The organism is Pseudomonas sp. G7(2022) (genome assembly GCF_052660475.1).
This window is the reverse complement of sequence record NZ_CP109659.1, coordinates 5489682-5513463: the sequence shown is the minus strand read 5'-3', so window position 1 is coordinate 5513463 and position 23782 is coordinate 5489682. Positions and strand designations below refer to the sequence as shown.

The 23782-nt window shown below is 61.8% G+C and carries 22 protein-coding genes; 7 read left to right on the top strand and 15 right to left on the bottom strand.

From position 1 onward, the window contains the following. Positions 1 to 30 precede the first annotated feature (30 nt). The 4 genes from arfA to leuS all read right to left on the bottom strand — a co-directional run bounded on the left by arfA (position 31) and on the right by leuS (position 4714). Positions 31 to 195, bottom strand: a complete 165-nt coding sequence (gene arfA / locus NE357_RS25250) for an alternative ribosome rescue factor ArfA (protein ID WP_007958672.1) — start codon at positions 193 to 195, stop codon at positions 31 to 33. Between the two features lie 142 nt (positions 196 to 337). Beyond that, positions 338 to 1375, bottom strand: coding sequence for a DNA polymerase III subunit delta (holA, locus tag NE357_RS25245; RefSeq protein WP_007960578.1), 1038 nt, complete (start codon positions 1373 to 1375; stop codon positions 338 to 340). A 39-nt stretch (positions 1376 to 1414) separates the two neighbouring features. After that, on the bottom strand, positions 1415 to 2020 hold the full coding sequence (locus NE357_RS25240; RefSeq protein WP_169432060.1) for an LPS-assembly lipoprotein LptE: 606 nt from the start codon (positions 2018 to 2020) through the stop codon (positions 1415 to 1417). An 87-nt stretch (positions 2021 to 2107) separates the two neighbouring features. After that, a complete protein-coding gene (gene leuS / locus NE357_RS25235; RefSeq protein ID WP_169432059.1) occupies positions 2108 to 4714 on the bottom strand; it encodes a leucine--tRNA ligase in 2607 nt (868 codons plus the stop codon). 254 nt (positions 4715 to 4968) lie between these two features. Here leuS and NE357_RS25230 point away from each other — a divergent pair, with 254 nt between their 5' ends. Continuing rightward, on the top strand, positions 4969 to 5292 hold the full coding sequence (locus tag NE357_RS25230) for a hypothetical protein (RefSeq protein WP_169432058.1): 324 nt from the start codon (positions 4969 to 4971) through the stop codon (positions 5290 to 5292). A gap of 105 nt (positions 5293 to 5397) precedes the next feature. Beyond that, a complete protein-coding gene (locus NE357_RS25225; protein ID WP_169432057.1) occupies positions 5398 to 6177 on the top strand; it encodes a YdcF family protein in 780 nt (259 codons plus the stop codon). A gap of 35 nt (positions 6178 to 6212) precedes the next feature. Here NE357_RS25225 and lnt read toward each other — a convergent pair whose 3' ends face one another. The 5 genes from lnt to miaB form a co-directional block, all read right to left on the bottom strand. Then, positions 6213 to 7736 carry an apolipoprotein N-acyltransferase gene (lnt, locus tag NE357_RS25220; protein WP_169432056.1) on the bottom strand — a complete coding sequence of 508 codons (1524 nt, stop codon included), beginning with the start codon at positions 7734 to 7736 and terminating at the stop codon, positions 6213 to 6215. A 17-nt stretch (positions 7737 to 7753) separates the two neighbouring features. Next, positions 7754 to 8593 (bottom strand): HlyC/CorC family transporter, encoded by an 840-nt coding sequence (locus NE357_RS25215; RefSeq protein WP_007909641.1) that lies wholly within the window; start codon positions 8591 to 8593, stop codon positions 7754 to 7756. Between the two features lie 5 nt (positions 8594 to 8598). Then, positions 8599 to 9093, bottom strand: a complete 495-nt coding sequence (gene ybeY, locus NE357_RS25210; protein WP_169432055.1) for an rRNA maturation RNase YbeY — start codon at positions 9091 to 9093, stop codon at positions 8599 to 8601. Further along, positions 9086 to 10090: a PhoH family protein gene (locus NE357_RS25205; protein WP_011336084.1), complete on the bottom strand. Its 1005-nt coding sequence runs from the start codon at positions 10088 to 10090 to the stop codon at positions 9086 to 9088. Before NE357_RS25205 ends, ybeY begins: the two co-directional genes overlap by 8 nt. A gap of 216 nt (positions 10091 to 10306) precedes the next feature. Next, the gene (gene miaB, locus NE357_RS25200) at positions 10307 to 11635 is read right to left on the bottom strand and encodes a tRNA (N6-isopentenyl adenosine(37)-C2)-methylthiotransferase MiaB (RefSeq protein ID WP_064382169.1); all 1329 of its coding nucleotides are present in this window, start codon (positions 11633 to 11635) and stop codon (positions 10307 to 10309) included. Positions 11636 to 11769: 134 nt separating this feature from the next. Between miaB and NE357_RS25195 the strand changes: the two genes are divergently transcribed. Then, positions 11770 to 12099, top strand: a complete 330-nt coding sequence (locus NE357_RS25195) for a DUF1820 family protein (protein WP_169432054.1) — start codon at positions 11770 to 11772, stop codon at positions 12097 to 12099. A gap of 18 nt (positions 12100 to 12117) precedes the next feature. Here the strand turns inward: NE357_RS25195 and NE357_RS25190 are convergent, their stop codons facing one another. The 4 genes from NE357_RS25190 to NE357_RS25175 all read right to left on the bottom strand — a co-directional run bounded on the left by NE357_RS25190 (position 12118) and on the right by NE357_RS25175 (position 15643). Continuing rightward, positions 12118 to 12672 (bottom strand): tetratricopeptide repeat protein, encoded by a 555-nt coding sequence (locus NE357_RS25190; protein ID WP_047296791.1) that lies wholly within the window; start codon positions 12670 to 12672, stop codon positions 12118 to 12120. A gap of 226 nt (positions 12673 to 12898) precedes the next feature. Then, positions 12899 to 14182, bottom strand: a complete 1284-nt coding sequence (hemL, locus tag NE357_RS25185) for a glutamate-1-semialdehyde 2,1-aminomutase (RefSeq protein ID WP_169432053.1) — start codon at positions 14180 to 14182, stop codon at positions 12899 to 12901. A gap of 15 nt (positions 14183 to 14197) precedes the next feature. Further along, entirely contained in the window at positions 14198 to 14821 is a 624-nt protein-coding gene (thiE, locus tag NE357_RS25180; protein WP_169432052.1) for a thiamine phosphate synthase, read from the bottom strand. Between the two features lie 24 nt (positions 14822 to 14845). Further along, positions 14846 to 15643 (bottom strand): hydroxymethylpyrimidine/phosphomethylpyrimidine kinase, encoded by a 798-nt coding sequence (locus NE357_RS25175; RefSeq protein WP_007958699.1) that lies wholly within the window; start codon positions 15641 to 15643, stop codon positions 14846 to 14848. 303 nt (positions 15644 to 15946) lie between these two features. Here NE357_RS25175 and NE357_RS25170 point away from each other — a divergent pair, with 303 nt between their 5' ends. The 4 genes from NE357_RS25170 (at position 15947) to NE357_RS25155 (ending at position 22358) form a co-directional block, all read left to right on the top strand. Then, positions 15947 to 18295, top strand: coding sequence for a hybrid sensor histidine kinase/response regulator (locus tag NE357_RS25170; RefSeq protein ID WP_169432051.1), 2349 nt, complete (start codon positions 15947 to 15949; stop codon positions 18293 to 18295). 95 nt (positions 18296 to 18390) lie between these two features. Continuing rightward, entirely contained in the window at positions 18391 to 20040 is a 1650-nt protein-coding gene (locus NE357_RS25165; protein WP_169432050.1) for an acyl-CoA dehydrogenase family protein, read from the top strand. A 110-nt stretch (positions 20041 to 20150) separates the two neighbouring features. Continuing rightward, positions 20151 to 21650, top strand: coding sequence for an AMP nucleosidase (gene amn / locus NE357_RS25160; RefSeq protein WP_011336076.1), 1500 nt, complete (start codon positions 20151 to 20153; stop codon positions 21648 to 21650). Between the two features lie 72 nt (positions 21651 to 21722). Further along, positions 21723 to 22358, top strand: a complete 636-nt coding sequence (locus NE357_RS25155) for a pseudouridine synthase (RefSeq protein WP_249314341.1) — start codon at positions 21723 to 21725, stop codon at positions 22356 to 22358. Here the strand turns inward: NE357_RS25155 and NE357_RS25150 are convergent. After that, positions 22353 to 22562, bottom strand: coding sequence for a DUF2788 domain-containing protein (locus NE357_RS25150; protein ID WP_003228500.1), 210 nt, complete (start codon positions 22560 to 22562; stop codon positions 22353 to 22355). The two genes, NE357_RS25155 and NE357_RS25150, sit on opposite strands and share 6 nt — an antisense overlap. Before the next feature lie 285 nt (positions 22563 to 22847). Then, entirely contained in the window at positions 22848 to 23327 is a 480-nt protein-coding gene (locus NE357_RS25145) for an Lrp/AsnC family transcriptional regulator (RefSeq protein ID WP_007909658.1), read from the bottom strand. Between the last annotated feature and the right edge of the window lie 455 nt (positions 23328 to 23782).

The following is a 23782-nucleotide window of genomic DNA, read 5'->3' as shown; positions in this document are numbered from 1 at the left end:
GACCTTAACATGAGGAAGGGGTGCTGCGCTTCAAGCGGCCAGAAAGTAAGAAGCCTCCCAGCTGTCAGACTGGAAGGCTTCGCGGCGGTAGCTGCCTTTACCCTTGGTTGGTCGTTCCTGGCGGCTGCGGAACAGGGGTTGGGCGACGATGGATTTGGCCTTGTTGTGGCCATGTTTCGATGGCTTTTTGCTCATGAAGGTTTCTCGCGAGTGAGTGAGTTTTGCGCGGCAAATGATCTGCCGATGTCGAGCTTCTGTCTATAGGACTGAAGGCGAGATGTGCTGTAGGAAATGGTCTGTGCAAAAAAAACGGGATCGCAGTATGCGATCCCGGGTTTCATTCGGCAGGTAATGTCAGACGCTGACCCGCCATCAACAGCGCCAAACGGCTGAGGCTCATCCACGGCGAACCGGCTGCCTGGCCCTTGATCTGCGCATCGATGCGCTGGGCTTCAAGCAACAACTGCGCCCAGCGCTGTGCCGAGTAGCGTTGCAGGGCCTTGCTCATCAGCGGTTTGCGCTTGTCCCAGACCGGCGGTTTGGCCTGACTGAAGCACTTGTCCAGCGGTGTGCCCTGGCTGTACTGCAGCGAGATGTTGGCCAGCAGGCGCAACTCACGGGCCAGGGCCCAGAGGATCACCGGCGGCTCGACCCCTTCACCGCGCAGCCCTTCGAGCATGCGCAGGGCGTGAGCCGGTTCGCCGTTGAGCACCGCGTCGGTCAGGCCGAACACATCGAAGCGCGCACTGTCGGCCACGGCCGCCTGTACGGTTTCGACGGTGATCTGACCGCCTTCGGCCATCAGCTTGAGCTTCTCGATCTCCTGCGCCGCGGCAAGCAGGTTGCCTTCTACCCGCGCGGCAATCAGTTCGACCGCGTCCTGACTGGCCGAGAGGCCGGCCTGAGACAGTCGTTGGCGAATCCAGCTCGGTAACTGGTTGGCATCCACAGGCCAGATCTGGATGAACTGGGTCTGCTGACCTTCGACCAGCGCCTTGCCCCACTTGGTCTTCTGCGCGCTGCCGTCCAGCTTGGGCAGGCTGATCAGCAGTACCGTGTCTTCGGCGGGGCGCGAGCAGTATTCGATCAGTGCGGCAGCGCCTTTGTCGCCAGGCTTGCCGGAGGGCAGGCGCAGCTCCAGCAAGCGTTTTTCGGCGAACAGCGACATGCTGGCACCGGCCTGCAGCAGCGTACCCCAATCGAAATTGGCATCGGCGGCGAACACCTGGCGTTCGTCGAACCCTTGCTGACGGGCAGCGCTGCGAATGGCGTCGGCAGCTTCCTGACACAGCAACGGGTCATCGCCGCTGATGATGTAGACCGGCGCAAGGGCGCCTTGCAGGTGTTTGCCGAGTTGGGCGGGAGCGAGCTTCATAAGAGAGGGCGAACGGGGCGCCTGCGCGCCCCGAACGGCTTACTGCTGCGGCAGTTCGAGCGGCGACTGACGCGGGGTTTCCGCTTCAGCCTTCTGCGCCGCTTCCAGGGCGTCGGCCTCTGCCTTGGCACGGGCATTGGCGGTTTGCTGCAGAGCGTCCAGCTGCGCCGGTGTCAGCTGTTGCAGACGCAGCATCATGCGCTGAACCAGTTCGCGGCGGGTTTCACGACGCGCATCGTTGGCTTCCTGATCGGAACCCACGAGGTTGTTGCCGTCGTGGATGAACACTTTCTGCACTTCAAGCTTGTCGCTTTTGAGCAACAGGCCTTTTTCACCGCGGATGTCATAGCTGAGCACGGTGCTCACCTGATATTCGCCAGTACGACCGGCGCCGGCGTAGCTGAGGATGCGCTGGTTTTCCTGCTCATCGGCCAGGTACAGCTTGTACGGTGCGCCGGAGACGACCTTGACGCCGCTGGCCTCCAGCACCTGACGCAGTTGCGTCACGGTCTCGCCGTAGGCGTTGCGGGCGCTCAGATCGAGCTCCTTGATCGACAGTTCGTTGGTGCCGGTGCCGCGCAGCTGGAAACCGCAGGCGCTCAACAGGACGGCGAGGCCCATCACCAGCAGATTGCGTTTGATCATTGTGTTGCTCCCCTTGAAACCATGTGGGCCGACTCTGTGGCCCGAAAGGTTTTACTGGGCGTCAGGCACACCTGACGCCCGATCCAATTAGCTGGCGACGATATTGACCAGTTTCCCGGGCACTACGATCACTTTGCGAATCGTCAGGCCGTCAACGAAACGCAGCACGTTCTCGTTGGCGCGGGCTGCCGCTTCGACTTCTTCACGGGTCGCGGCAGCCGGCATTTCGATCTGGCCGCGAAGTTTGCCGTTGACCTGGATCACCAGGGTCAGGCTGTCCTGAACGAGTGCGCTTTCATCCACCACTGGCCAGCCGGCGTCGATCACAGGATCGGCGTGGCCCAGTTGATTCCACAGTTCGTGGCAAATGTGCGGGGTGATCGGAGCCAGCAACAGCGTAACGGCTTCCAGACCTTCCTGAACCAGCGCGCGATCCTGTTCGGTGGATTGTGCTGCTTTTTCCAGCACGTTCATCAGCGTCATCACCTGGGCGATGGCGGTGTTGAATTTGTGGTTCTGGCCAACATCGTGGCTGGCCTGCTTGATGGCCTGGTGGATCGCGCGACGAACGGCTTTCTGCTCGTCGTTCAGGCCGGCGATGTCCAGTTTGCCCGGCAGGCCCTGAGTGACGTGGGCCTGAGCCAGACGCCAGACGCGCTTGAGGAAGCGGTGCGAGCCTTCAACGCCGGAGTCGGACCACGCGGCGCTCATGTCGGGCGGCGAGGCGAACATCATGAACAGGCGGCAGGTGTCCGCGCCGAACTGGTCGATCATCGATTGAGGGTCGACGCCGTTGTTCTTCGACTTGGCCATTTTCTCGGTGCCGCCGATTTCCACCGGCAGACCGTCGGTTTTCAGTCTGGCGCTGGTGACGTTGCCCTTGCCGTCGCGTTCGAGATCGACGTCCGCCGGGTTGAACCAGGTATAGGCGCCGTTGGCTTCGCGGCGATAGTAAGTCTCGGCAATCACCATGCCTTGAGTCAGCAGGTTCTTGAACGGCTCGTTGGAGCTCACCAGGCCTTCGTCGCGCATCAGCTTGTGGAAGAAGCGCGCGTACAGCAGGTGAAGAATGGCGTGTTCGATACCGCCGATGTACTGATCCACCGGCAACCAGTGGTCGGCTGCGGATTTTTCCACCAGACCGCCCTCGAAGTGCGGCGAGGCGTAACGGGCGTAGTACCAGGACGACTCGACGAAGGTGTCCATGGTGTCGGTTTCACGCTTGGCAGGCTGACCGCATTTCGGGCAGGTGCACTCGTAGAACTCGGGCATGCGTGCCAGCGGCGAACCGGCGCCGTCCGGCACCACGTCTTCCGGCAGTACGACAGGCAACTGGTCTTCCGGTACCGGCACGTCACCGCAGGCATCGCAGTGGATGATCGGAATCGGGCAGCCCCAGTAGCGCTGACGGCTGATGCCCCAGTCGCGCAGCCGGAACTGGGTGCGCGAGGCGCCGAGGTTTTTCTTGATCAGGGCAACTTCCATGGCGTCGAACGCGCCGGCGAAGTCCAGGCCGTCGAACTCGCCGGAGTTGATCAGCGTGCCGTGCTCGCCGTAGGCATCCTGCCATGGCGCCGGGTTGGTTTCACCGGAGCTGGTGCGAACCACGGATTTGACCGGCAGGTTGTACTTGTGGGCGAATTCGAAATCGCGTTCGTCGTGAGCCGGCACAGCCATGACCGCGCCGTCGCCGTAGTGCATCAGCACGTAGTTGGCGACCCACACCGGCAGTTTTTCACCGGTCAGCGGATGCTCGACGAACAGGCCGGTCGGCAGGCCCTTCTTCTCTTGAGTGGCGACGTCGGCTTCGGCGACGCTGCCGCCCTTGCATTCGGCGATGAACGCTTGCAGCTCAGGGTTGTTCCTGGCGGCGAGAGCGGCCAGGTGGTGCTCGGCCGCCACGGCAACATAGGTTGCGCCCATCAGGGTGTCCGGACGGGTGGTGAAGACTTTCAGGGTGCCGCTTTCGCCGATCGAATCGACGTTGTACGGGAACTGCACTTCCATCCCGCGGGACTTGCCGATCCAGTTGCGCTGCATGGTCTTGACCTGTTCCGGCCAGCCAGTCAATTCGTCGAGACTCTCCAGCAGCTCATCCGCGTAGGCGGTGATCTTGAAGTAGTACATCGGGATTTCGCGTTTTTCGATCAGCGCGCCCGAACGCCAGCCGCGACCGTCGATCACCTGTTCGTTGGCCAGAACGGTCTGGTCGATCGGGTCCCAGTTCACGGTACCGTTCTTGCGGTAGATCACGCCTTTTTCGAACAGGCGGGTGAACAGCCACTGTTCCCAGCGGTAGTAATCCGGTTTGCAGGTGGTGACTTCGCGGGACCAGTCCACCGCGAGGCCCAGGCTGCGCAGCTGGGATTTCATGTAGGCGATGTTTTCGTAGGTCCACTTGGCCGGGGCTACGTTGTTCTTCATCGCGGCGTTTTCCGCCGGCATGCCGAAGGCGTCCCAACCCATCGGTTGCAGGACGTTCTTGCCGAGCATGCGCTGGTAGCGGGAGATGACGTCGCCGATGGTGTAGTTGCGCACGTGCCCCATGTGTAGCTTGCCGCTGGGGTAAGGGAACATCGACAGGCAGTAGTAAGTCTCCTTGCCTGGCTGTTCACTGACTTCAAAGGACTTTTGCTCGTCCCAGAACGACTGGGCGGCGGCTTCGATTTCACGGGGCTGATATTGTTCGTGCATGGCTACTTTTGTACTGGATAGGGGTGGCCTAATCCTCTTCAATGCGACATCCGGAGCGGGCCGGACGGGCTGGAAGTGGAGTTACAGGAAGCGCCGTAGCATACATGACCGCGCTTGGCCTAGGGAAACCCTGATTGCAGCCGTGTTACCCGTTGAAATCGCGGCGAGGGCCGTTGGTCGCGGCGTACAGCCGGTTTGTGCAGCGAAGCTAAGCTCTAACTGGGGAGTGAGTCTTATCTTCAATGAGGTGAGGGATGGTGGAGTCACAGCAAAGAAACATAAGCAAACCGGAGTTGTACGAGCGGTTGATCGATCGTCTGGGAATGGCCCTGGACGCTGCAAAAACCGCTGGACGGCTGCGCGACGAGCGCCCCCTGGAGCTGGAATTGCGTGGCTTGAGCCCCGCCGAGTTCAATCTGGTCAAGGCTTATCTGGATCGCAGTGAGCGTGAAACCCACGGATACCTGTCACAGGCAGTGAAGCAACTCGATGCAGCCCATTCGGCCAAGGTCGTCTGGCTCAAGGACAAGGCACCTGGCAGAGACCCCGTCAAGGTGCGCACTCTGCAGGCCAAGTAAACGCATGGCAGGTCAAAAAACGGATCTTTTTCAACAGGATCCGACCCTACTGGTTGTCGCGTCGTATCAACCCACTTAGGCTTCGGGCATCTCTGGAGATGCTCGATGCCTTTTCGTTATTTCATTAAACAACTTCTATTGCCGCCCGGCCTGCTCTTGTTGCTGTTGCTCGTCGCCTGGTGGTTGCGACGTTCGCGCCCGCGACTGGCCGGCCTGTGTTTTGCCCTGGGTTTTGGCGGGTTCTTGCTGATGAGCCTGCCGGTGGTCGTGCAATGGGGCGCCAAGGCCCTGGAGCGCGAGCCGCCGCTGCCCCGGGACTCATGGACAAGCCTTGCGCAGCGCGCCGATGCGATTGTGGTGCTGGGCTCCGGGCGCGAGCGTGGCGATCTGGCCTGGGGTGAGGATCAACCGACGGGCGTCGGGCTCGAGCGGCAGCGTTATGCGGCGCGCCTGGCCAAGGCGTCAGGGTTGCCGATTCTGACCAGTGGCGGCCTGCATTACGGCACGCCACCGACCGAAGCGAAGCTGATGGCCGATTCACTGCGCGATGATTTCGGTGTGACCGTGCGTTGGCAGGAAGGGGAAAGCCGCACCACGTGGGAGAACGCCGAATTCAGCGCCAAAGTGCTGTTGCCGGAGGGCGTCAAACGCATCGTGCTGGTGACCCAGGCCTGGCACATGCCCCGTGCGGTGTGGAGTTATCAACAGGCTGGATTCGAAGTAGTGCCGGCACCGGTCGGCTTCCTCGGCACGGACAACGCCCGGCCGTTTGGCGGCTGGATGCCGGAGTTCAAGTCGATCTGGCAGAGCGGGCAGTTGTTGAACGAGGCGGTGGGGCAGATCGGCTATTCACTGTTCTACCGAGGGGGTGACAGCGCCGATTGATCACTCCCGCGCAGGGCGCGGGAGTGATCGGGTTTTCAGAGAGTCTTGGACATCCGGTTGGTCATCAGCGCCCAGCCAAACAGCACTACGCACAGAATGATCAGCGGCCACGAGCGCCATTGCAGATACGGTGTCAGGTTATGCATCGGCACCACTTCGCCGTAGAGCACGCCTTGTTCGAACTGCGGAATGCGCTCGGTGATCTGCCCGAACGGATTGATCAGGCCGGTCACGCCGTTGTTGGTCGCACGAATCATCCAGCGCCCGGCTTCAAGAGCGCGCATCTGCGCCATCTGCAGGTGTTGCAGCGGGCCGATGGAGGTGCCGAACCAGGTGTCGTTGCTGATGGTCAGCAACAGGTCGCTGCGTGCTGCCAGACCGGCAGCAAACTCCGGGTACACCACTTCGTAGCAGATGAACGGTGCAATCTGATAACCCTTGGCCTGCAATAGCGGCTGATCCGCAGGGCCACGGGCGAAGTCGGACATCGGCAGATCGAAGAACGCGATCAGCCCGCGCAGCAGGTCCTGCAAGGGTACGTACTCGCCGAACGGCACCAGTTTTTGCTTGAGATAGGTGCCATCGCCTTCGCCGACCACGGTGATGCCGTTGTAGAAGCGTCTCTCGTGGTGAACCATTTCGCGAATCGGCACGCCGGTGATCAGCGCCGATTTACGCTCGGCGGCAAAGGTGCCCATCATGTTCAGGTAACCCTCGGCGGACTCCTTGAGCACCGGGACGGCGGTTTCCGGCCAGATCAGCAGATCCACCGGTTTCGAACGGAAACTCAGGTCGCGGTACAACGCCAGTTGCGCGTTGAGCTGCGCCGGGTCCCATTTCATGCTTTGCTCGACGTTGCCTTGAATGGCCGCAACGGTCAGTGGTGCGCCGGAGGGACTGGTCCAGGCGTGGCCCTTCAATGCAATGCCCGCCGCCCATGGGCCGATCAGCAATACCAGCCCGGCAGCGATAAAGCCCTTGCGACCGGTCTGCAGCAGGCGCGGTGCGTTGTAAATCAGCGCGGCGGTCAGTGCCAGGACGAACGACACCAGCCACATGCCGCCCAGCGGCGCGAGTCCGGCCAGCGGGCCATCGAGCTGGCTGTAACCGGAGTACAGCCACGGGAAACCGGTGAGGAACCAGCCACGAAAGGCTTCCTGGCCGACCCACAGCGCCGCGAAGGCCAGGGCATCGGCCAGCGGTGCTTCGTTACGGCGCAGCCAGCGCGCCCACAGCCACGCGGGCAGGGCGAAGAACCAGGCAATGGCCGCCGTGAAGATCAGCATCAGGAACCCGGCCAGCAGCACTGAAGCACCGCCGAAGTGGTGGATGCTGTAATAGATCCAGCTGGTGCCGGCGCCGAACAGGCCGAAACCGAAGCACCAGCCACGGCCGAGTGCCTGGCGCGGGCTCAGCTCGCGCAGGCCGGCGTAGAACAGGCCGACCGCCAGCAACGCCAGCGGCCAGAGATCGAACGGTGCCAGCGCGAAGGTGGTGATTGCACCGGCCGCCACGGCCAGCAGGTTACCGGGCCAGCCGGGGCGGGTAGTCCAGCGCATTTCAATCCTTAGATTTTTTACCGGGCGATAGGGGTCAGTCGCAGCAAATGAATCCGACGGCTGTCGGCGTTCAGGATGCGGAAACGATAGGCGCCGATTTCAGTGATTTCGTTGCGTTTTGGCAAGTGCCCGAACGCGCTCATCACCAGCCCGCCGACGGTATCGAACTCGTCGTCGGAGAATTCGCTGTCGAAGAACTCGTTGAAGTTCTCGATCGGCGTCAGGGCCTTGATCAGGAAATCACCGCTGGGCAGCGGCTTGATGTAGCTGTCTTCTTCGACGTCGTGCTCGTCTTCGATATCGCCGACGATTTGCTCGAGCACGTCTTCGATGGTCACCAGACCGGCCACGCCGCCGTATTCGTCGATCACGATGGCCATGTGGTTGTGGTTGGCGCGGAATTCACGCAGCAACACGTTCAGGCGCTTGGACTCCGGCACGAAGGTGGCCGGGCGCAGCAGATCCTTGATGTTGAAGCTGTCGCCGTTCTCCTTGAGGATCAGCGGCAGCAGGTCCTTGGCCAGCAGTACGCCCATCACGTCGTCATGGCTTTCGCCGATGACCGGGTAGCGCGAGTGGGCCGAGTCGACCACGGCAGGGAGGAATTCGCGGGGTGTCTGGGTCGCCTTGATGCTGATCATCTGCGAGCGCGGCACCATAATGTCGCGAACCTGCAGGTCAGCCACCTGGATGGCGCCTTCGACGATGGCCAGCGCTTCGCTGTCCAGCAGTTTGTTCTGATGTGCATCGCGCAGCAGCTCCAGCAGCTCCTGGCGGTTCTTCGGCTCGTGGGCAAAAGCCTGGGTCAGTTTACCCAGCCAGGACTTCTGCCCGTTGCTCGATCGATCTTCGCTCATAGCGATTACTCTGAATCCTTTGTTGTAACGATAGGGGATGTTTCGGTTTCGTCGTCCGCGTACGGATCGGGATAACCCAATTCGGCAAGCAACTCGCGTTCCAGTGCTTCCATTTCTTCGGCTTCCTCGTCATCTATATGGTCGTAACCAAGCAGATGCAAGCAGCCGTGAATGACCAGATGTGCCCAGTGGGCCTTTGGTTCCTTGCCCTGTTCGGCGGCCTCACGCTCAACCACGGCCACGCAGATCACCAGATCGCCCAGCAAGGGAATGTCGAGAAACTCGTCGGGCACTTCGGCGGGAAAGGACAGGACGTTGGTCGCGTAATCCTTGTGGCGCCAGGTGTGATTCAGCTCGCGGCCTTCTTCCTCGTCCACCAGACGAATGGTCATTTCCGAGTCGGCGGTGCGCTGGCGCAGGGCCAGTTCGCACCATTGGCGGAATTCGGCTTCGGTCGGCGCAGACGCTTCGGTCGCGATTTGCAGGTCAAGCTCAAGCATCGTGGCGGGTGTCCTTTGGCGCTTCATCGGCCAAACGCGTCTCGAAGCGCTCGTAGGCTTCGACGATGCGTTGCACCAACGGATGGCGCACCACGTCTTTGGGCTGGAAGTGAGTGAAGCTGATGCCCGGCACATCCTTCAGGACTTCGATGACGTGATGAAGTCCGGACTTGGTGCCGCGCGGCAGGTCGACCTGGGTGATGTCGCCGGTGATCACGGCCGTGGAGCCGAAACCGATCCGGGTCAGGAACATCTTCATCTGCTCGACGGTGGTGTTCTGACTTTCATCGAGAATGATGAAGCTGTTGTTCAGCGTACGACCGCGCATGTAGGCCAGCGGCGCGACTTCGATCACCTGACGCTCGATCAGCTTGGCCACGTATTCAAAGCCGAGCATCTCGTAGAGCGCGTCGTAGAGCGGGCGCAGGTACGGGTCGATCTTCTGCGACAGGTCGCCGGGCAGGAAGCCGAGTTTTTCACCCGCTTCGACCGCCGGACGCACCAGCAGGATGCGACGGATCTGCTCGCGCTCCAGCGCATCGACGGCGCAGGCGACAGCCAGGTAGGTCTTGCCGGTACCGGCCGGGCCGATGCCGAAGTTGATGTCGTTGCCGAGGATTTCCTTCACGTAGCGCAGCTGATTCAAGCCCCGAGGGCGAATCATGCCTTTCTTGGTGCGCAGGGCTACGGAGGCTTCGGCGGGGGCGTGGTTGTCCAGCTGCTCGACGGCCGATTCCTGAAGGAACAGGTGCACCGTATCCGGCGACAGCTCTGAACCCTTGGTTTCCCGGTACAGGCGGCGAATCAGGTTTTCCGCGGAAGTGGTGTGCTTGGGTTCGCCGATCAGCTCGAACTGATTGCCGCGGTTGCGGATCTCGATGGCCAGGCGTTGTTCGATCAGGCGCAGGTGTTCGTCGAACTGTCCGCACAGATTGGCGAAGCGGCGAGCCTCAAAAGGCTCGAGGATGAAACGATGAGGTTCTATGGGTGCGTTCAAGGTCGTATTTAGCCGCCCTGGGGCAATTGGGATGAAATCAAGGATAACGCCAGTGGCGTGGGTGCGAAAGCTCTTAAATGGATGAGCCTGTTCTCAAGAACCAGGCCGGTCCATTGTGGGAGCGAGCCTGCTCGCGATGGCCACGCCACGGTTGACTTGGTAAACCGCGTCATCGTTCATCGCGAGCAGGCTCGCTCCCACATGGGATATGCGGTGTTACTGGATCAGCGAGCCACGCAGCGAGTGCGGTTGCGCCGCGTCGATGTGGACGTCGGCGAACTGGCCGATCAGGGTCGGATTATCGCAGCGGAAGTTGACGATACGGTTATTCTCGGTGCGCCCTTGCAGCTCGCCCGGATCCTTCTTCGAGTAATCGGTCACCAGAATCCGCTGGATCGAACCGACCATTTGTCGGCTGATCTCGAACCCTTGCTGATTCAAACGGTGCTGCAAGGCGTTCAGGCGTTCTTTCTTCAGTTCTTCCGGGGTGTCGTCGGCCAGGTCGGCAGCCGGAGTCCCCGGGCGCTGGCTGTAGACGAACGAATAAGAGAAGTCGAAGCCGACGTCGGCAATCAGCTTCATGGTCTGTTCGAAATCTTTCTCGGTTTCCCCCGGGAAGCCGACGATGAAGTCCGAGCTGATGCAGATACCCGGGACGGCAGCGCGCAGTTTGCGCAGCTTGGATTTGTACTCCAGTGCCGTGTGGTTGCGCTTCATCGCCGCCAGAATCCGGTCCGAACCCGACTGCACCGGCAAGTGCAGGTGTTTGACCAGTTCCGGCACTTCGGCGTGGGCCTGGATCAGGCTGTCGGAGAATTCCAGCGGGTGCGAGGTGGTGTAGCGGATGCGGTCGATGCCATCGACCGCCGCGACAACGCGGATCAGTTCGGCCAGGTCCGCCAGACGTCCGTCGTGGGTCAGGCCGCGATAACCGTTGACGTTCTGCCCCAGCAGGGTCACTTCACGCACGCCGTTTTCGGCCAGGTGAATGATCTCGGCGATCACGTCGTCGAACGGCCGGCTGACCTCTTCGCCGCGGGTGTAAGGCACCACGCAGAACGTGCAGTACTTGCTGCAGCCTTCCATCACCGACACGTAGGCGCTTGGGCCATCGATGCGCGGCTCGGGCAGGTGGTCGAACTTTTCGATTTCCGGGAACGAGACGTCGACTTGCGGCAGCTTGCTGATGCGTGCGGCGTCGATCATTTCCGGCAGGCGGTGCAGGGTCTGCGGGCCGAACACCACGTCGACGTACGGGGCGCGATCACGGATCGCCGCGCCTTCCTGGCTGGCCACGCAACCGCCGACGGCGATGACCATGTCCGGGTTGGCCAGTTTCAGTTCGCGCCAGCGACCGAGCTGGGAATACACCCGGTCCTGGGCGCGTTCGCGGATCGAACAGGTGTTGAGCAGGATCACGTCGGCATCTTCGGCGCGCGCCGTGACTTCCAGGGCCTGGTGTTCGCCCAGCAGATCGACCATGCGCGAGCTGTCGTACTCGTTCATCTGGCAACCGTGGGTTTCGATGTAAAGCTTCTTGGCCATGGAATAGGGTCGTCACGTGGTTCAAAGAACCGCGCATTATAGGGAACATGTCCCCAGGTTCCTACCGTTGCGCGTCCAGTGGCTATGCTATAGTTTGCGCCCTCATTTTTACCCCGATGTGTTGTCCGCCCGCCATGACCAAACGCGAAGCTCCAATCTACAAGGTGATTTTCCTCAACCAGGGCCAGGTGTACGAAATGTACGCAAAGCAGATCTATCAAAGTGATCTGTGGGGTTTTCTGGAAGTGGAAGAGTTCGTCTTTGGCGAGCGCACCCAGGTGGTCGTCGACCCGAGCGAAGAGAAGCTCAAGGCGCAGTTCGAAGGCGTGGTGCGCAGCTTTGTGCCGATGCATTCGATCGTGCGCATCGACGAAGTGGAGCGTCTCGGTACGCCGAAGATCAGCGAAGCCCGTGGCGGGGTTGGCAATGTGATGCCGTTTCCGGTACCGATGCCCGAAAAGTAAGCGGGGCGGGAAAAGGAGCTAAGGCAGGGGCGAGAACGGCGTACGTCCGTCGGCGTTCTGCAGTTCCATCAGGTATTTACGGAAAATTTGCCCGAGCACCTGGGTTGCGGTTTCCAGGTCTTCGCGGGACATCTTTTCGGACACTTCGTCGGCGGTGTCGAGTGCGTCTTCGGCGCCGTTGACCGCGGCCATCTTCAGCACGATGTAGGCCTGGATGTTGTTGGCCTGCACACCCTCACCGTGGAAGAACATGGTGCCGAGTTTGAATTGCGCCTGGGCGTGGCCCTGCAGCGAAGCCTTTTCGAAATAACTCAGGGCTTGATTGAGGTCGCGCGGCGCGTTCTTGCCGTCGTAGTAGAACTCACCCAACTCGTATTGCGCTTGCGCATCCCCTTCATCCGCTGCCTTTTGGCAGGCGGCGAGAGCCTGCGTGACATCTTGCGGCTGAGTATTGAGGGTGCAACGACCCATCGCCGGGATCAACAACGAGTTGCCGCCTGCTTGTGCATGTGCGAGCAGCGGCTGAAGGAGCAACAGGCAGCCCAAGGCAAGGGTGCGGCCGGTGCGGTTCATGGGAATCGACTTACCTCTGAAGGGCGCGCGGACCCGTCGAGGGATCCAATAAGCGCGCATTATGAAATAAGCAGGGCCATCCTTACAAAGTCTTTACTCGATTTTCTGCTGCGCGGGAAATATATCGCCCACTTTATGGGAGATTTTTGGCAGACGTGTCGGAAAAGGCGTGCAGATGTAGGAGAACGCTGACGCTGGCAATGGCCAACGTCAGCGGCGGGGCGTTTTACTTCAACTGGGCGAAGGCGCGTTCGGCGGCATCGAGGGTGAGTTTCAACTCGGCATCGCCATGGGCAATCGAGGTGAAACCGGCTTCGAAAGCGCTCGGTGCCAGGTACACGCCACCTTCCAGCATCAGGTGGAAGAAGCGGCCGAACAGTGCTGCGTCGCTGGCCATTACGTCTTCAAACGTAACAATGTCGTCGGCACCGCTGAAGTACAGACCGAACATGCCGCCGGCCTGGGTGGTGACGAACGGAATGCCCGCCGCATCGGCGCGCTGTTGCAGGCCATCGAGCAGGCGAGTGGTGTAATCGGTCAGCTCGGCGTGGAAGCCCGGACGGCTGATCAGGCGCAGGGTGGTCAGGCCGGCGGCCATCGCCAGCGGGTTGCCCGACAGGGTGCCCGCCTGATAGACCGGACCCAGCGGTGCGATGCGCTCCATGATCGAACGCTTGCCGCCGAAGCAGCCGACCGGCATGCCGCCGCCGATGATCTTGCCGAAGGTGGTCAGGTCCGGGGTCACACCGTAGTAAGCCTGGGCACCGCCGAGGGCGACTCGGAAACCGGTCATCACTTCGTCGAAAATCAGCACCACGCCGTGCTTGTCGCACAGGCTGCGCAGGCCTTCGAGAAAGCCTGGTGCCGGCGGTACGCAGTTCATGTTGCCGGCCACGGGCTCGACGATGATGCACGCGACGTCCTGACCGACTTCGGCGAGCATTTTTTCAACCGCGTCGATGTCGTTGAACGGCAGGGTCAGGGTGTGTTTGGCGAACGCTGCCGGTACGCCGGCCGAGCTTGGCACGCCCTGGGTCAGTGCGCCGGAGCCGGCCTTGACCAGCAGGCTGTCGGAGTGGCCGTGGTAGCAGCCTTCGAACTTGATGATGCTGTCGCGGCCGGTGAAACCGCGGGCCAGACGGATTGCGCTCATGGTCGCTTCGGTGCCGGAGCTGACCATGCGCACCATCTCCATCGATGGCACCAGCGAGCAGACCAGATCGGCCATCTCGGTTTCCATCGCGGTCGGCGCGCCGTAGGACAGACCGTGTTGCAACTGGTTGCGCACCGCGTCCAGTACGTCCGGGTGGCTGTGGCCGAGAATCATCGGGCCCCAGGAACCGACGTAATCCACATAACGCTTGTCGTCTTCGTCGGTGACGTAGGCGCCTTCGGCGTGCTTGAAGAACAGCGGCGTGCCGCCGACGCTCTTGAACGCGCGAACCGGCGAGTTCACGCCACCGGGGATGTGTTTCTGGGCGTTGGCAAACAGGGTTTCGGAACGAGACATGATCGGGCTCTCAAATCAGACTTTAAGTAATTCGTTGAACGCGCGGGCGCGGCGGGTCACCTCGGCGGTGCTGTCTGCGCCGAACAGGCCATGGACCACGGCCAGCAGATCGACACCGTGGGCTACCAGCGGCGCCGCGTTGTCGAGGGTGATGCCGCCAATCGCGCAGATCGGCAGGTGCAGGGTGCGTTTGGCCTCGTCGAGGAGATCGAGGCTGCAACTCGGCGCACCGGGTTTGGTATTGGAATTGAAGAAGCGACCGAAGGCGACGTAACTCGCGCCTTCTTTGGCGGCCTGTGCGGCCAGTTCGAGCTGTGCGTGGCAGGTCGAACCGATGATCGCTTTTGAACCAAGCAAGGCGCGGGTCGGCGACAGCGGGCCGTCGGTCTGCCCCAGGTGCACGCCGACATTCAGGCGTGCGGCCAGTTCGGCGTCATCGTTGATGATCAGTTGCGTCTTGTAGCGCTCGCACAGATCGCGCAGGGCTTCGGCCTCACGCAGGCGCCGGGCCTCGTCGCTGCTCTTGTCGCGGTATTGCAGGAGGGTGACGCCGCCTTCCAGCGCCGCCTCCACGTAGGACAGAAACTTGCCGGCCAGCAACTGGCTGTCGGTGATGGCATACAGGCCACGTAGTTTCATCGCGCAGACCTCAGGCTCGGAACATCAGGAACAGAAATCCAGCGGCAGACGACGCGGCACGAACTGGCCTTTGCCCAGCTGTTCGGCATCGCGCAGGGTGCGCCAGGTGTAATCCAGCGCGGTACGCACCGCGCTGGCCAGGTTTTCACCCAGTGCCAGGCGGCCGGCGAGGGTGCTGGCCAGGGTGCAGCCGGAACCGTGGTAGCTGCCGGGCAGACGCTGGCATTTGAAGGTTTCGCGCAGGCCGTCACGGCTGTACAGGCGATTGTGGATTTCGGTTTCGTCGCCGTGGCCGCCGGTGATCAGCAGGTTCTTGATGTACGGCAACAGTTTTTCAGCGCACTCGTCCGCGGTGCCTTCCGGCAGTTCGGCAAGGATCCGGGCTTCGGGAAGGTTGGGGGTGGCGATGATCGACAGTGGCAGCAGGCGTTCGCGCATGGCGTAGCCGACTTCGTCCTTGCCCAGGCGTCCGCCGCCGCCGGCGCGCAGCACCGGGTCGCAGACCACTGGCAAGTGCGGGTGCGCCTGAAGCAGTTCGACGACGGTGTCGACCATTTCCAGGGAACCGAGCATGCCCAGTTTCACTGCCGCGACTTCGGAATCGTTGAGTACGGCATTGGCCTGGGCCAGTACCCACTCACGGTCGAGGACGCGAAAGTCAGTGACGTTGACCGTGTCTTGCACGGTCAGGGCGGTGACGGCCGGAGCCGCATGGCAACCCTGAGCGAGCAGGGCTTCGATATCTGCCTGCAAGCCGGCGCCACCACTGGGGTCGTGGCCGGAGAGACAGAGGACAACGGGGCGTGAGCTGTAGATATTCATGGTGCGCGAGCTTACCACCAAACCTGTTTTTCGGGTGTTGTGCCGCAGCGCCCTGCCGATAACACGGGTAGCGGATCCACAGCGCTTGTCACAATCTGACCGAGCCAACAGCTCTAGCCCGGTGCTTTGCTCTGAAACGCCCGTTCTAGAGCCTTTGTAGGAAAAATTTCCATGGTGCTCAATGGCCATCAACGGCTATGCTAGAGTGGATCCAAACCAATAACAGGTAATACCGGTTTTACGTCATCTCAAAGGGAATGGGGGGCTTCCTGACACAACCGGACAAGCCACGCTGGGGCTTCAATGCGCTATTTGTTGATGTTGCTGTTCTGTTTGCCCCTCCTGGCAAACGCCGTCGAATTCGACGAGTTCACCCAGAGTCTCCCGCTGGGTCGATCCCTGCAAGTGTTCGAAGACCCGAGCGGTCAGGCGAGCATTGCCGACGTCCGCGCGCAAGCCGCTGCCGGACAATTCAAGGCCCACGATAAAGCCACGCTCAATGCCGGTTACTCGCGCTCGGCGTTCTGGCTGAAGATCGACCTGCATTACCGTCCGAGCAATCCGGCGGCGCAGCGTACCTGGCTGCTGGAGCTGGCCTATCCGCCGCTCGATCACCTCGATCTGTATCTGCCCGACGCCGCCGGCGACTTTCGTCTGGTGCGCCAGACCGGGGACGCGTTGCCGTTCGCCAGTCGCGAGATCCGGCAGAACAACTACCTGTTCAACCTCACGTTCAAGCCAGACCAGCAACAGACCGTCTATTTGCGGCTGTCCAGCGAAGGCTCAATCCAGGCGCCGGTGACGTTGTGGTCGAGCACCGCGTACCTCGAAGACCAGCCGGTGCGCCTGTACGTGCTGGGGATCATTTATGGCGTGCTGCTGGGAATGCTGGTCTACAACCTGTTCATTTACCTCAGCGTGCGCGACACCAGTTACCTCTATTACATCTTCTATATCGCATCGTTCGGCCTCTATCAGCTGTCGGTCAACGGCGCGGCAGTCGAGTATTTCTGGCCGGACAACCCGTGGTGGGCCAACGCCGCCACGCCGTTTTTCATCGGTTGCGCAGGGCTGTTCGGCAGCCAGTTCGCCCGCAGTTTCCTGCAGACCAGGAACCACAGTCCCTGGCTCGACCGGCTCTTGATCGCCCTGATCGCGTTCGGTGCGCTGGTGATCGGTCTGTCGCTGATGACCAGTTATGCCCTGGCCCTGCGCCTGGCGACGACCCTGGCGCTGACCTTTACCGTGGTGATCTTCGCTGCCGGGATCCTCGCCTGGTGGCGCGGCCTGCGAGTGGCGCGCTATTTCATCATCGCCTGGTCGGCTTTTCTGCTCGGCGGGATCGTCAACACCATGATGGTGCTGGGCCTGCTGCCCAACGTGTTCCTGACCATGTACGCCAGCCAGATCGGCTCGGCCATCGAGGTGGCGCTGCTGTCGCTGGCGCTGGCCGACCGCATCAACGCGATGCGTGAGCAACAGGCGCAGACCCTGTTCGACGCCGGCCAGAAACTCGAAGTGCTGAACCAGCAACTGGCCCACAGCAACAAGCTCAAGGACGAGTTCCTGGCGACCCTGACCCATGAACTGCGCACGCCGATGAACGGGGTGATCGGTTCGCTGGAGCTGATGCAGACCGTCGAACTGGACCCGGAACTGGAACAATACCAACAGACCGCCGCCGGTTCGGCGCGGGACATGATGCGCATGGTCAACGGCATCCTGACCCTGACCGAATTGCAGGCCGGCAAGCTCAAAGCCACACCGGGCAGTTTCAGCCTGCGGGCCGTGGTCGAGGCGCTGCGCGTGCAGTTCGACGGCAACGCCTCGAGCAAATCGCTGGACTTCAAGGTCGACGTGCTGGCGACCCTGCCGGATCGCCTGCAGGGCGACAGCGCCAAACTCGCGCAATGCCTGGAGTGCCTGCTGGATAACGCGATCAAGTTCACTCGCGTCGGCGGCCTCGCCTTGCGGGTCACCGGCAAGCCGTCGACGGACAATCGTCTGGCGCTGTCCTTTGCGGTGATCGACACCGGCATCGGTTTTACCGATCTGGACGAGGCGACCCTGTATCAGCGCTTCTTCCAGCTCGACGGCTCGATGACCCGCGAGTACGGCGGCCTGGGCGTGGGGCTGGCGATCTGCCGACAACTGGTGGAACTGCTCGGCGGCAAATTGACCCATCGCTCCGAGCCGGGGCGCGGCAGTCGTTTCCAACTGGACGTCGAGTTTGAATTGCCGGCCGTCGAAGCGGCGCCGACGCTCATTCGCGATGCCATGCGCGCACCGCAGGACTGCACCGTGTTGCTGGTGGACGACAACAGCGTCAATCAATTGGTGATGCGCGGCATGCTGCTCAAGCTCGGTTTCCGCGTGCGTACCGCCGACCATGGTGCCGCCGCCATCGAATGCCTGCAGCGCGAGCCGTTCCATGCAGTGCTGATCGATTGCCAGTTGCCGCCGCTCGATGGCGCGTCACTGTGTTGCCAGATCCACGACCTGCCGGGTTGCGCCAACCTGCCGGTGTTCGTGATCGCGCTGGGGGCGGATCGAGAGCATTGCGCTTCCGCCGGCTCGATCGATTACCTGAGCAAACCGGTGAAATTCGAAGACTTGCAGGTCGCCATGCAGCGTCGGGTGTTGAGTTGTTGATAGGGTGAAAGCGCCGGCATTTAGGCCGATATGACACTTTGATCGGTTCGGGGGCGGTGCTTAACTGAAGCTCTGGCCGATCAAGGAGCCCCGTCATGAACCTGCATCAGTTCGCCGAAACCCACGAAGTCACCAACCAGCCACCGTCGCTGGACGGCACCAACCTGTACCGCATCGACCTGCCGTTGCAGGAGTGGTCGCGGCGGTTCGGTGCCGGCTGGGCCGAGTCGCGGATCGACGCTTACGGCGCGCTGGCCGGCGGGTCGCTGATGGAGGCCGGGTTCCTCGCCAACCAGAACAAACCGGTGTTCGCCAGCCATGACCGCTACGGTCATCGCATCGATCTGGTGGAGTTTCATCCGGCGTATCACGAGCTGATGCGCACGGCGATCGAACATGGCCTGACGTCGTTGCCCTGGGCTCACCCACAGGACGGCGCCCATGTTGCCCGTGCCTCCATGAGCTATCTGCACAGCCAGGCCGAGGCCGGCAGCGGTTGCCCGTTGACCATGACCTTCGCCAGTGTTCCCGCGCTGCGCTTGCAGCCGGACCTGGCCGAACAGTGGCTGCCGAAGATCCTCGCCACCGAATACGACCCGCGCAATGTCGGCATGGCCCACAAGGCTGGCGTCACCATCGGCATGGCGATGACCGAGAAACAGGGCGGCACCGACGTGCGCGCCAACACCACCAAGGCCTATCCGGTCGGCGCCAGCGGCCCGGGCCAGGCTTATGAGCTGGTGGGGCACAAGTGGTTCTGCTCGGCGCCGATGTGCGATGCGTTCCTGACGCTGGCGCAGACCGACAAGGGCCTGACCTGTTTCCTGCTGCCGCGCCATCGTCCGGACGACACGCGCAATCAGTTCTACATCCAGCGTCTGAAAAACAAGCTCGGCAACCAGTCCAACGCCTCCAGCGAAGTGGAGTTCCGTGGCGCGCTGGCGTGGATGGTCGGTGAAGAAGGGCGCGGCGTGCCGACCATCATCGAGATGGTGGCCATGACCCGCTTCGATTGCATGGTCGGCTCCAGCTCGCTGATGCGTCAGGCGCTGACCCAGGCCAGCCATCACTGCGCCCATCGCAAGGTCGGCGGCAAACTGCTCAGCGAACAACCGTTGATGCAGAATGTGTTGGCCGATCTGGCCCTGGAAAGCGAAGCCGCGCTGGCCCTGAGCCTGCGCATGGGCAAGGCGCTGGATCATCTGAATGATCGCCATGAAGCGCAGTTCGCCCGACTGGTGACGGCGGTGGGCAAATACTGGATCTGCAAACGCGCACCGGCGATGATCAACGAAGCCGCCGAATGCATGGGCGGCGCGGGATATGTCGAGGACAGCATCCTGCCGCGGCTGTACCGCGAGGCACCAGTGAACTCGACGTGGGAAGGCTCCGGCAACGTGCAATGCCTCGATGTGTTGCGCGCGCTGTCGAAGGAGCCGGGCGTGCTCGACGTGCTGTTCAACGAACTGGGCGATGGCCATGGCGACAAACGGCTGGCAGCGCATATCCAGCAATTGCAGGCGTCGTTCAAGGACACCAGCGACATTCAGTACCGGGCGCGGCAATTGACCGAAGACATCGCGCTGGGGCTGCAAGCGAAGCTGTTGCTGGAGGCCGGTAATACGGCAGTCAGCGATGCCTTTATCGCCAGTCGCCTGAGCGGTGGCGGTCGGGCCTACGGCGCGTTGCCGCGTGGGCTGGATGTTGAAGCCATCGTCGCCCGTTCCACCCCGCAAGGTTTCTAAAGCATCCCTGTGGGAGCGGGCAAGCCCGCTCCCACAGGGACCGCATATGCCTGTCAGATTGATGAATAGCCACAACGCCACTGTTTCCGTGACGCCACGATGCAGGCAAGATGAAGCTCTGCAAGTCAGAACACAGGAAGCTGATCGTGACCGAAGCGTTTATTGTCGTTCAAACCGCCGAACAGGCCGTGGATCGTCTCGCCGAGCTGCATGAGCGGGCCACCACGGCGCTGAACTCGGCGCTCAAGCGTTATCTCAAGGATCGCGTCGAGCCCGACGCCGAGCAACGTGCCCTGTTCCGTTATCCCGAACTGCGTCTGACCTACCACTGCCAGGGCGAAGTCCCGCAGACCACCCGCGCCTACGCCAAAGTGCAGTTGCCGGGCACCTACAGCGTGACCGTCACCCATCCGAAGGCGTTTCGCAAATACCTGCTCGAGCAGCTCACACCGCTGATGCACGACTTCACCGTGACTGTCGAAGTCGGGGTCAGCGGGCAGAACATTCCCTATCCGTACGTGGTCGAGCAGGGCGATGAACTGGCCGGCTCCGGTGTCACCGCTGCGGTGTTGGCGCGGGTGTTCCCGAGTACCGACCTGTCCGCCGCCACCGATGGCATCGCCGACGGCCTCTACGACTGGGAAAACACCGATCCGCTGCCGCTGGCGCTGTTCGATGCGGCCCGCGTCGACTTCTCCCTGCGCCGTCTGGTGCATTACACCGGCAGCGACTGGCGCCATGTGCAGCCGTGGATTCTGCTGACCAACTACCACCGTTATGTCGACCAGTTCATCGTCCATGGTCTGGAGCAACTGCGCCGCGACCCGCGCTTCGTGCGCATGGTGCTGCCGGGCAATGTGATCATCGAAAAAGGCATGGATCACGGCGAAGCCTCGGCAATTGCCGCCGGTGTGGTCTGGCATCGCTACCAGATGCCGGCCTATCACCTGATCGCCAGCGATGGCCACGGCGTGACACTGGTGAACATCGGTGTCGGCCCGTCCAACGCCAAGAACATCACCGACCACCTGGCCGTGTTGCGTCCGCATTGCTGGCTGATGATCGGTCACTGCGGCGGCCTGCGTCAGTCGCAGACCATCGGCGACTACGTGCTGGCCCACGCTTATATGCGTCGCGACGGGATTCTCGACCGGGTGGTGCCACCGAACATTCCGATCCCGGCACTGGCCGAAGTGCAGCTGGCGCTGCAACAAGCGGCGGCCAACATCACCGGCGAAAAAGGCGAAGAGCTGAAGAAGCGTCTGCGCACCGGCACCGTGCTGACCTATGACGACCGTAACTGGGAATTGCGCTGGGCTCAGGAACGACCGCTGATCAACCTGTCCCGCGCCGTGGCCGTGGACATGGAAAGCGGCACCATCGCCGCCCAGGGTTATCGCCTGCGGGTGCCGTACGGCACGTTGCTGTGTGTATCGGACAAGCCGCTGCACAGTGAAATCAAGCTGCCGGGTTCGGCCAATGCGTTCTACGAACGTGCGGTCAGCCAGCACTTGAAGATCGGCATCGAAGCGGTGGACCTGCTGCGCACCGAACTCAACTCGCTGCACTCGCGCAAACTGCGCAGCTTCGACGAGCCGCCGTTCCGCTAACGGTTAGTCGTGGTCATTTGGCGGTCGGGGCACTAGCATTGTCAGCCCTGATCGCCAAATGCCTGTGCACTTATGTCCCGTCCCCAACGTCCGCCTTCCCGCCGCCCGGGCGCGAAGCCAGCTTATTCAGCCCCGCGTCGTGTCGCCAAGGCACCACCGGCCGAGCCGAAGCTGATCCTGTTCAACAAACCGTTCGATGTGCTGACGCAATTCAGCGACGGCGAAGGGCGGGCGACGCTCAAGGATTACATCGACGTTCCGGGCATCTACCCGGCCGGACGGCTGGATCGCGACAGCGAAGGTTTGCTGCTGCTGACCAACGACGGCCAGTTGCAGGCGCGGATCGCCGACCCCAAACACAAGCTGGCGAAAACCTATTGGGTGCAGGTCGAAGGCGTGCCGACGGCCGAGCAGTTGCAGCGCCTGCGTGACGGCGTTGAATTGAATGACGGCATGACCTTGCCCGCTGAGGCGCGGCAACTGGAGGAGCCTGAACTGTGGCCGCGCAATCCGCCGGTGCGCTTTCGCGCAACCATTCCGACCACCTGGCTGGAACTGGTGATTCGTGAAGGGCGCAATCGCCAGGTACGGCGGATGACCGCGGCGGTGGGGTTGCCGACGTTGCGGTTGGTGCGGGTCAGGATTGGTGACTGGACGATCGAAGGGCTCGATCAGGGCCAGTGGAAAGAAGTGCCGGCGCGCTTATAAGGCGCCGGATTCGATCAGGCCGATCACCACGCTCTTGATGATGAACGCGGCCACGCCCAGGCCCAGCACGAAGAACAGAATGAACGATCCGAAGCGCCCGGCCTTGGACTTCTTCGCCAGATCCCAGACGATGAAGCCCATGAAAATGATCAGGATGCTGACCAGGCCAGTCATCATCCACTCTTCAAATACTGCTGGATCCATTAGGTTCTCCGGCGCGCACGGGGCTAAAAGGGCGCGGCGAGTATACGCCAAGGGGGGCGGGGTGGCATTGATCTGGGTCTGATCCGACGACTGGCCCTCACCCTCACCCTAACCCTCTCCCGGGGGGAGAGGGGACTGACCGAGGTGTCTGGCGTCATACATCGACCTGAAATTTCCAGTCGATTATGGATTCACAGCAGGGCGTTCAGGTCGGCGTACTTCTCGAGCAACCCACCGTCGGCCCCCTCTCCCTCCGGGAGAGGGCTGGGGTGAGGGCAGCTCTGATCAGCTACGCAGATGCGTGAGAGGCAATTCAGTGCTGTTGAGCACCTGATTCAACACAAAGCTCGAGCGCACACTGGTCACGCCTTCAATCCGCGTCAGATGCCCCAGCAGCAGTTTCTGATAGTGATCCATGTCCGGCACCACGACCTTCAGTTGATAGTCGGCATCGACCCCGGTCACCAGGCTGCATTCCAGCACCTGCGGCAAGGTGCGGATCGCCGCTTCGAAGTTCTCGAAGCGCTCCGGTGTGTGCCGGTCCATGCCGATCAGCACGTAGGCGGTCAGGCTCAGGCCGAGCATCTTGCGATCCAGCAGGGCGACCTGACGGGAGATGTAGCCGTCGTCCTCCAGCTGCTTGACCCGGCGCGAGCAAGGGGATGGTGACAGACCGATGCGCTCGGCCAGTTCCTGGTTGGAGATGCGGGCGTCGCGCTGCAATTCCGCCAGAATGCTCAGGTCATAACGGTCGAGTTTGCTCATGAATCTGTCCTTTGTTCTAACTATTGCGGCGGATTATCTATCCAGGGTTAAAAATTGCGCAAGTGATGTTTAATTGAGCAATCTTCGCAATCATCTGTCGCGGGCTCGAGCCTATCCTTATCACCAGAATCACTGCTCGGTAACACAGTCCACTGCGGCCCGCCCAATCAGGCCCGCCGCGGCCGCCGCCCCCACCGGGGACGTGCCGGCCCCCGAGCTGCACACTGTCCAGAAGACGGCGTGAGGTGAGCCGACGTCAAAAGCGTCGAGCCAGGACGAAGTTCTCTGGAAGGGAGGCCGACGGGTCTCCCTTTTTTCTTGCCCGCGATTTGACCTCACACACTCAATAAATAAATGGCGTGACTGATAACCTGTTGCAGAACCCGGTGTGCCCCTTTCCGGTCTTAGCTACAAGCCCTTCTTAATTACAGGGTCCAGCCCGCAGTGAGGAATTT

Bases quoted from the DNA above. Each gene is read 5' to 3' on its own strand.
- NE357_RS25225 (WP_169432057.1), top strand. From the start codon at position 5,398: ATGCCTTTTCGTTATTTCATTAAACAACTTCTATTGCCGCCCGGCCTG.
- miaB (WP_064382169.1), bottom strand. From the start codon at position 11,635: ATGGCCAAGAAGCTTTACATCGAAACCCACGGTTGCCAGATGAACGAG.
- ybeY (WP_169432055.1), bottom strand. From the start codon at position 9,093: ATGCTTGAGCTTGACCTGCAAATCGCGACCGAAGCGTCTGCGCCGACC.
- thiE (WP_169432052.1), bottom strand. From the start codon at position 14,821: ATGAAACTACGTGGCCTGTATGCCATCACCGACAGCCAGTTGCTGGCC.
- NE357_RS25145 (WP_007909658.1), bottom strand. From the start codon at position 23,327: ATGAGCAAACTCGACCGTTATGACCTGAGCATTCTGGCGGAATTGCAG.
- lnt (WP_169432056.1), bottom strand. From the start codon at position 7,736: ATGCGCTGGACTACCCGCCCCGGCTGGCCCGGTAACCTGCTGGCCGTG.
- amn (WP_011336076.1), top strand. From the start codon at position 20,151: ATGAAGCTCTGCAAGTCAGAACACAGGAAGCTGATCGTGACCGAAGCG.
- NE357_RS25190 (WP_047296791.1), bottom strand. From the start codon at position 12,672: ATGAACCGCACCGGCCGCACCCTTGCCTTGGGCTGCCTGTTGCTCCTT.
- NE357_RS25175 (WP_007958699.1), bottom strand. From the start codon at position 15,643: ATGAATATCTACAGCTCACGCCCCGTTGTCCTCTGTCTCTCCGGCCAC.
- leuS (WP_169432059.1), bottom strand. From the start codon at position 4,714: ATGCACGAACAATATCAGCCCCGTGAAATCGAAGCCGCCGCCCAGTCG.
- arfA (WP_007958672.1), bottom strand. From the start codon at position 195: ATGAGCAAAAAGCCATCGAAACATGGCCACAACAAGGCCAAATCCATC.
- NE357_RS25230 (WP_169432058.1), top strand. From the start codon at position 4,969: ATGGTGGAGTCACAGCAAAGAAACATAAGCAAACCGGAGTTGTACGAG.
- NE357_RS25170 (WP_169432051.1), top strand. From the start codon at position 15,947: ATGCGCTATTTGTTGATGTTGCTGTTCTGTTTGCCCCTCCTGGCAAAC.
- NE357_RS25165 (WP_169432050.1), top strand. From the start codon at position 18,391: ATGAACCTGCATCAGTTCGCCGAAACCCACGAAGTCACCAACCAGCCA.
- NE357_RS25195 (WP_169432054.1), top strand. From the start codon at position 11,770: ATGACCAAACGCGAAGCTCCAATCTACAAGGTGATTTTCCTCAACCAG.
- NE357_RS25155 (WP_249314341.1), top strand. From the start codon at position 21,723: ATGTCCCGTCCCCAACGTCCGCCTTCCCGCCGCCCGGGCGCGAAGCCA.
- NE357_RS25215 (WP_007909641.1), bottom strand. From the start codon at position 8,593: ATGAGCGAAGATCGATCGAGCAACGGGCAGAAGTCCTGGCTGGGTAAA.
- holA (WP_007960578.1), bottom strand. From the start codon at position 1,375: ATGAAGCTCGCTCCCGCCCAACTCGGCAAACACCTGCAAGGCGCCCTT.
- NE357_RS25150 (WP_003228500.1), bottom strand. From the start codon at position 22,562: ATGGATCCAGCAGTATTTGAAGAGTGGATGATGACTGGCCTGGTCAGC.
- NE357_RS25240 (WP_169432060.1), bottom strand. From the start codon at position 2,020: ATGATCAAACGCAATCTGCTGGTGATGGGCCTCGCCGTCCTGTTGAGC.
- hemL (WP_169432053.1), bottom strand. From the start codon at position 14,182: ATGTCTCGTTCCGAAACCCTGTTTGCCAACGCCCAGAAACACATCCCC.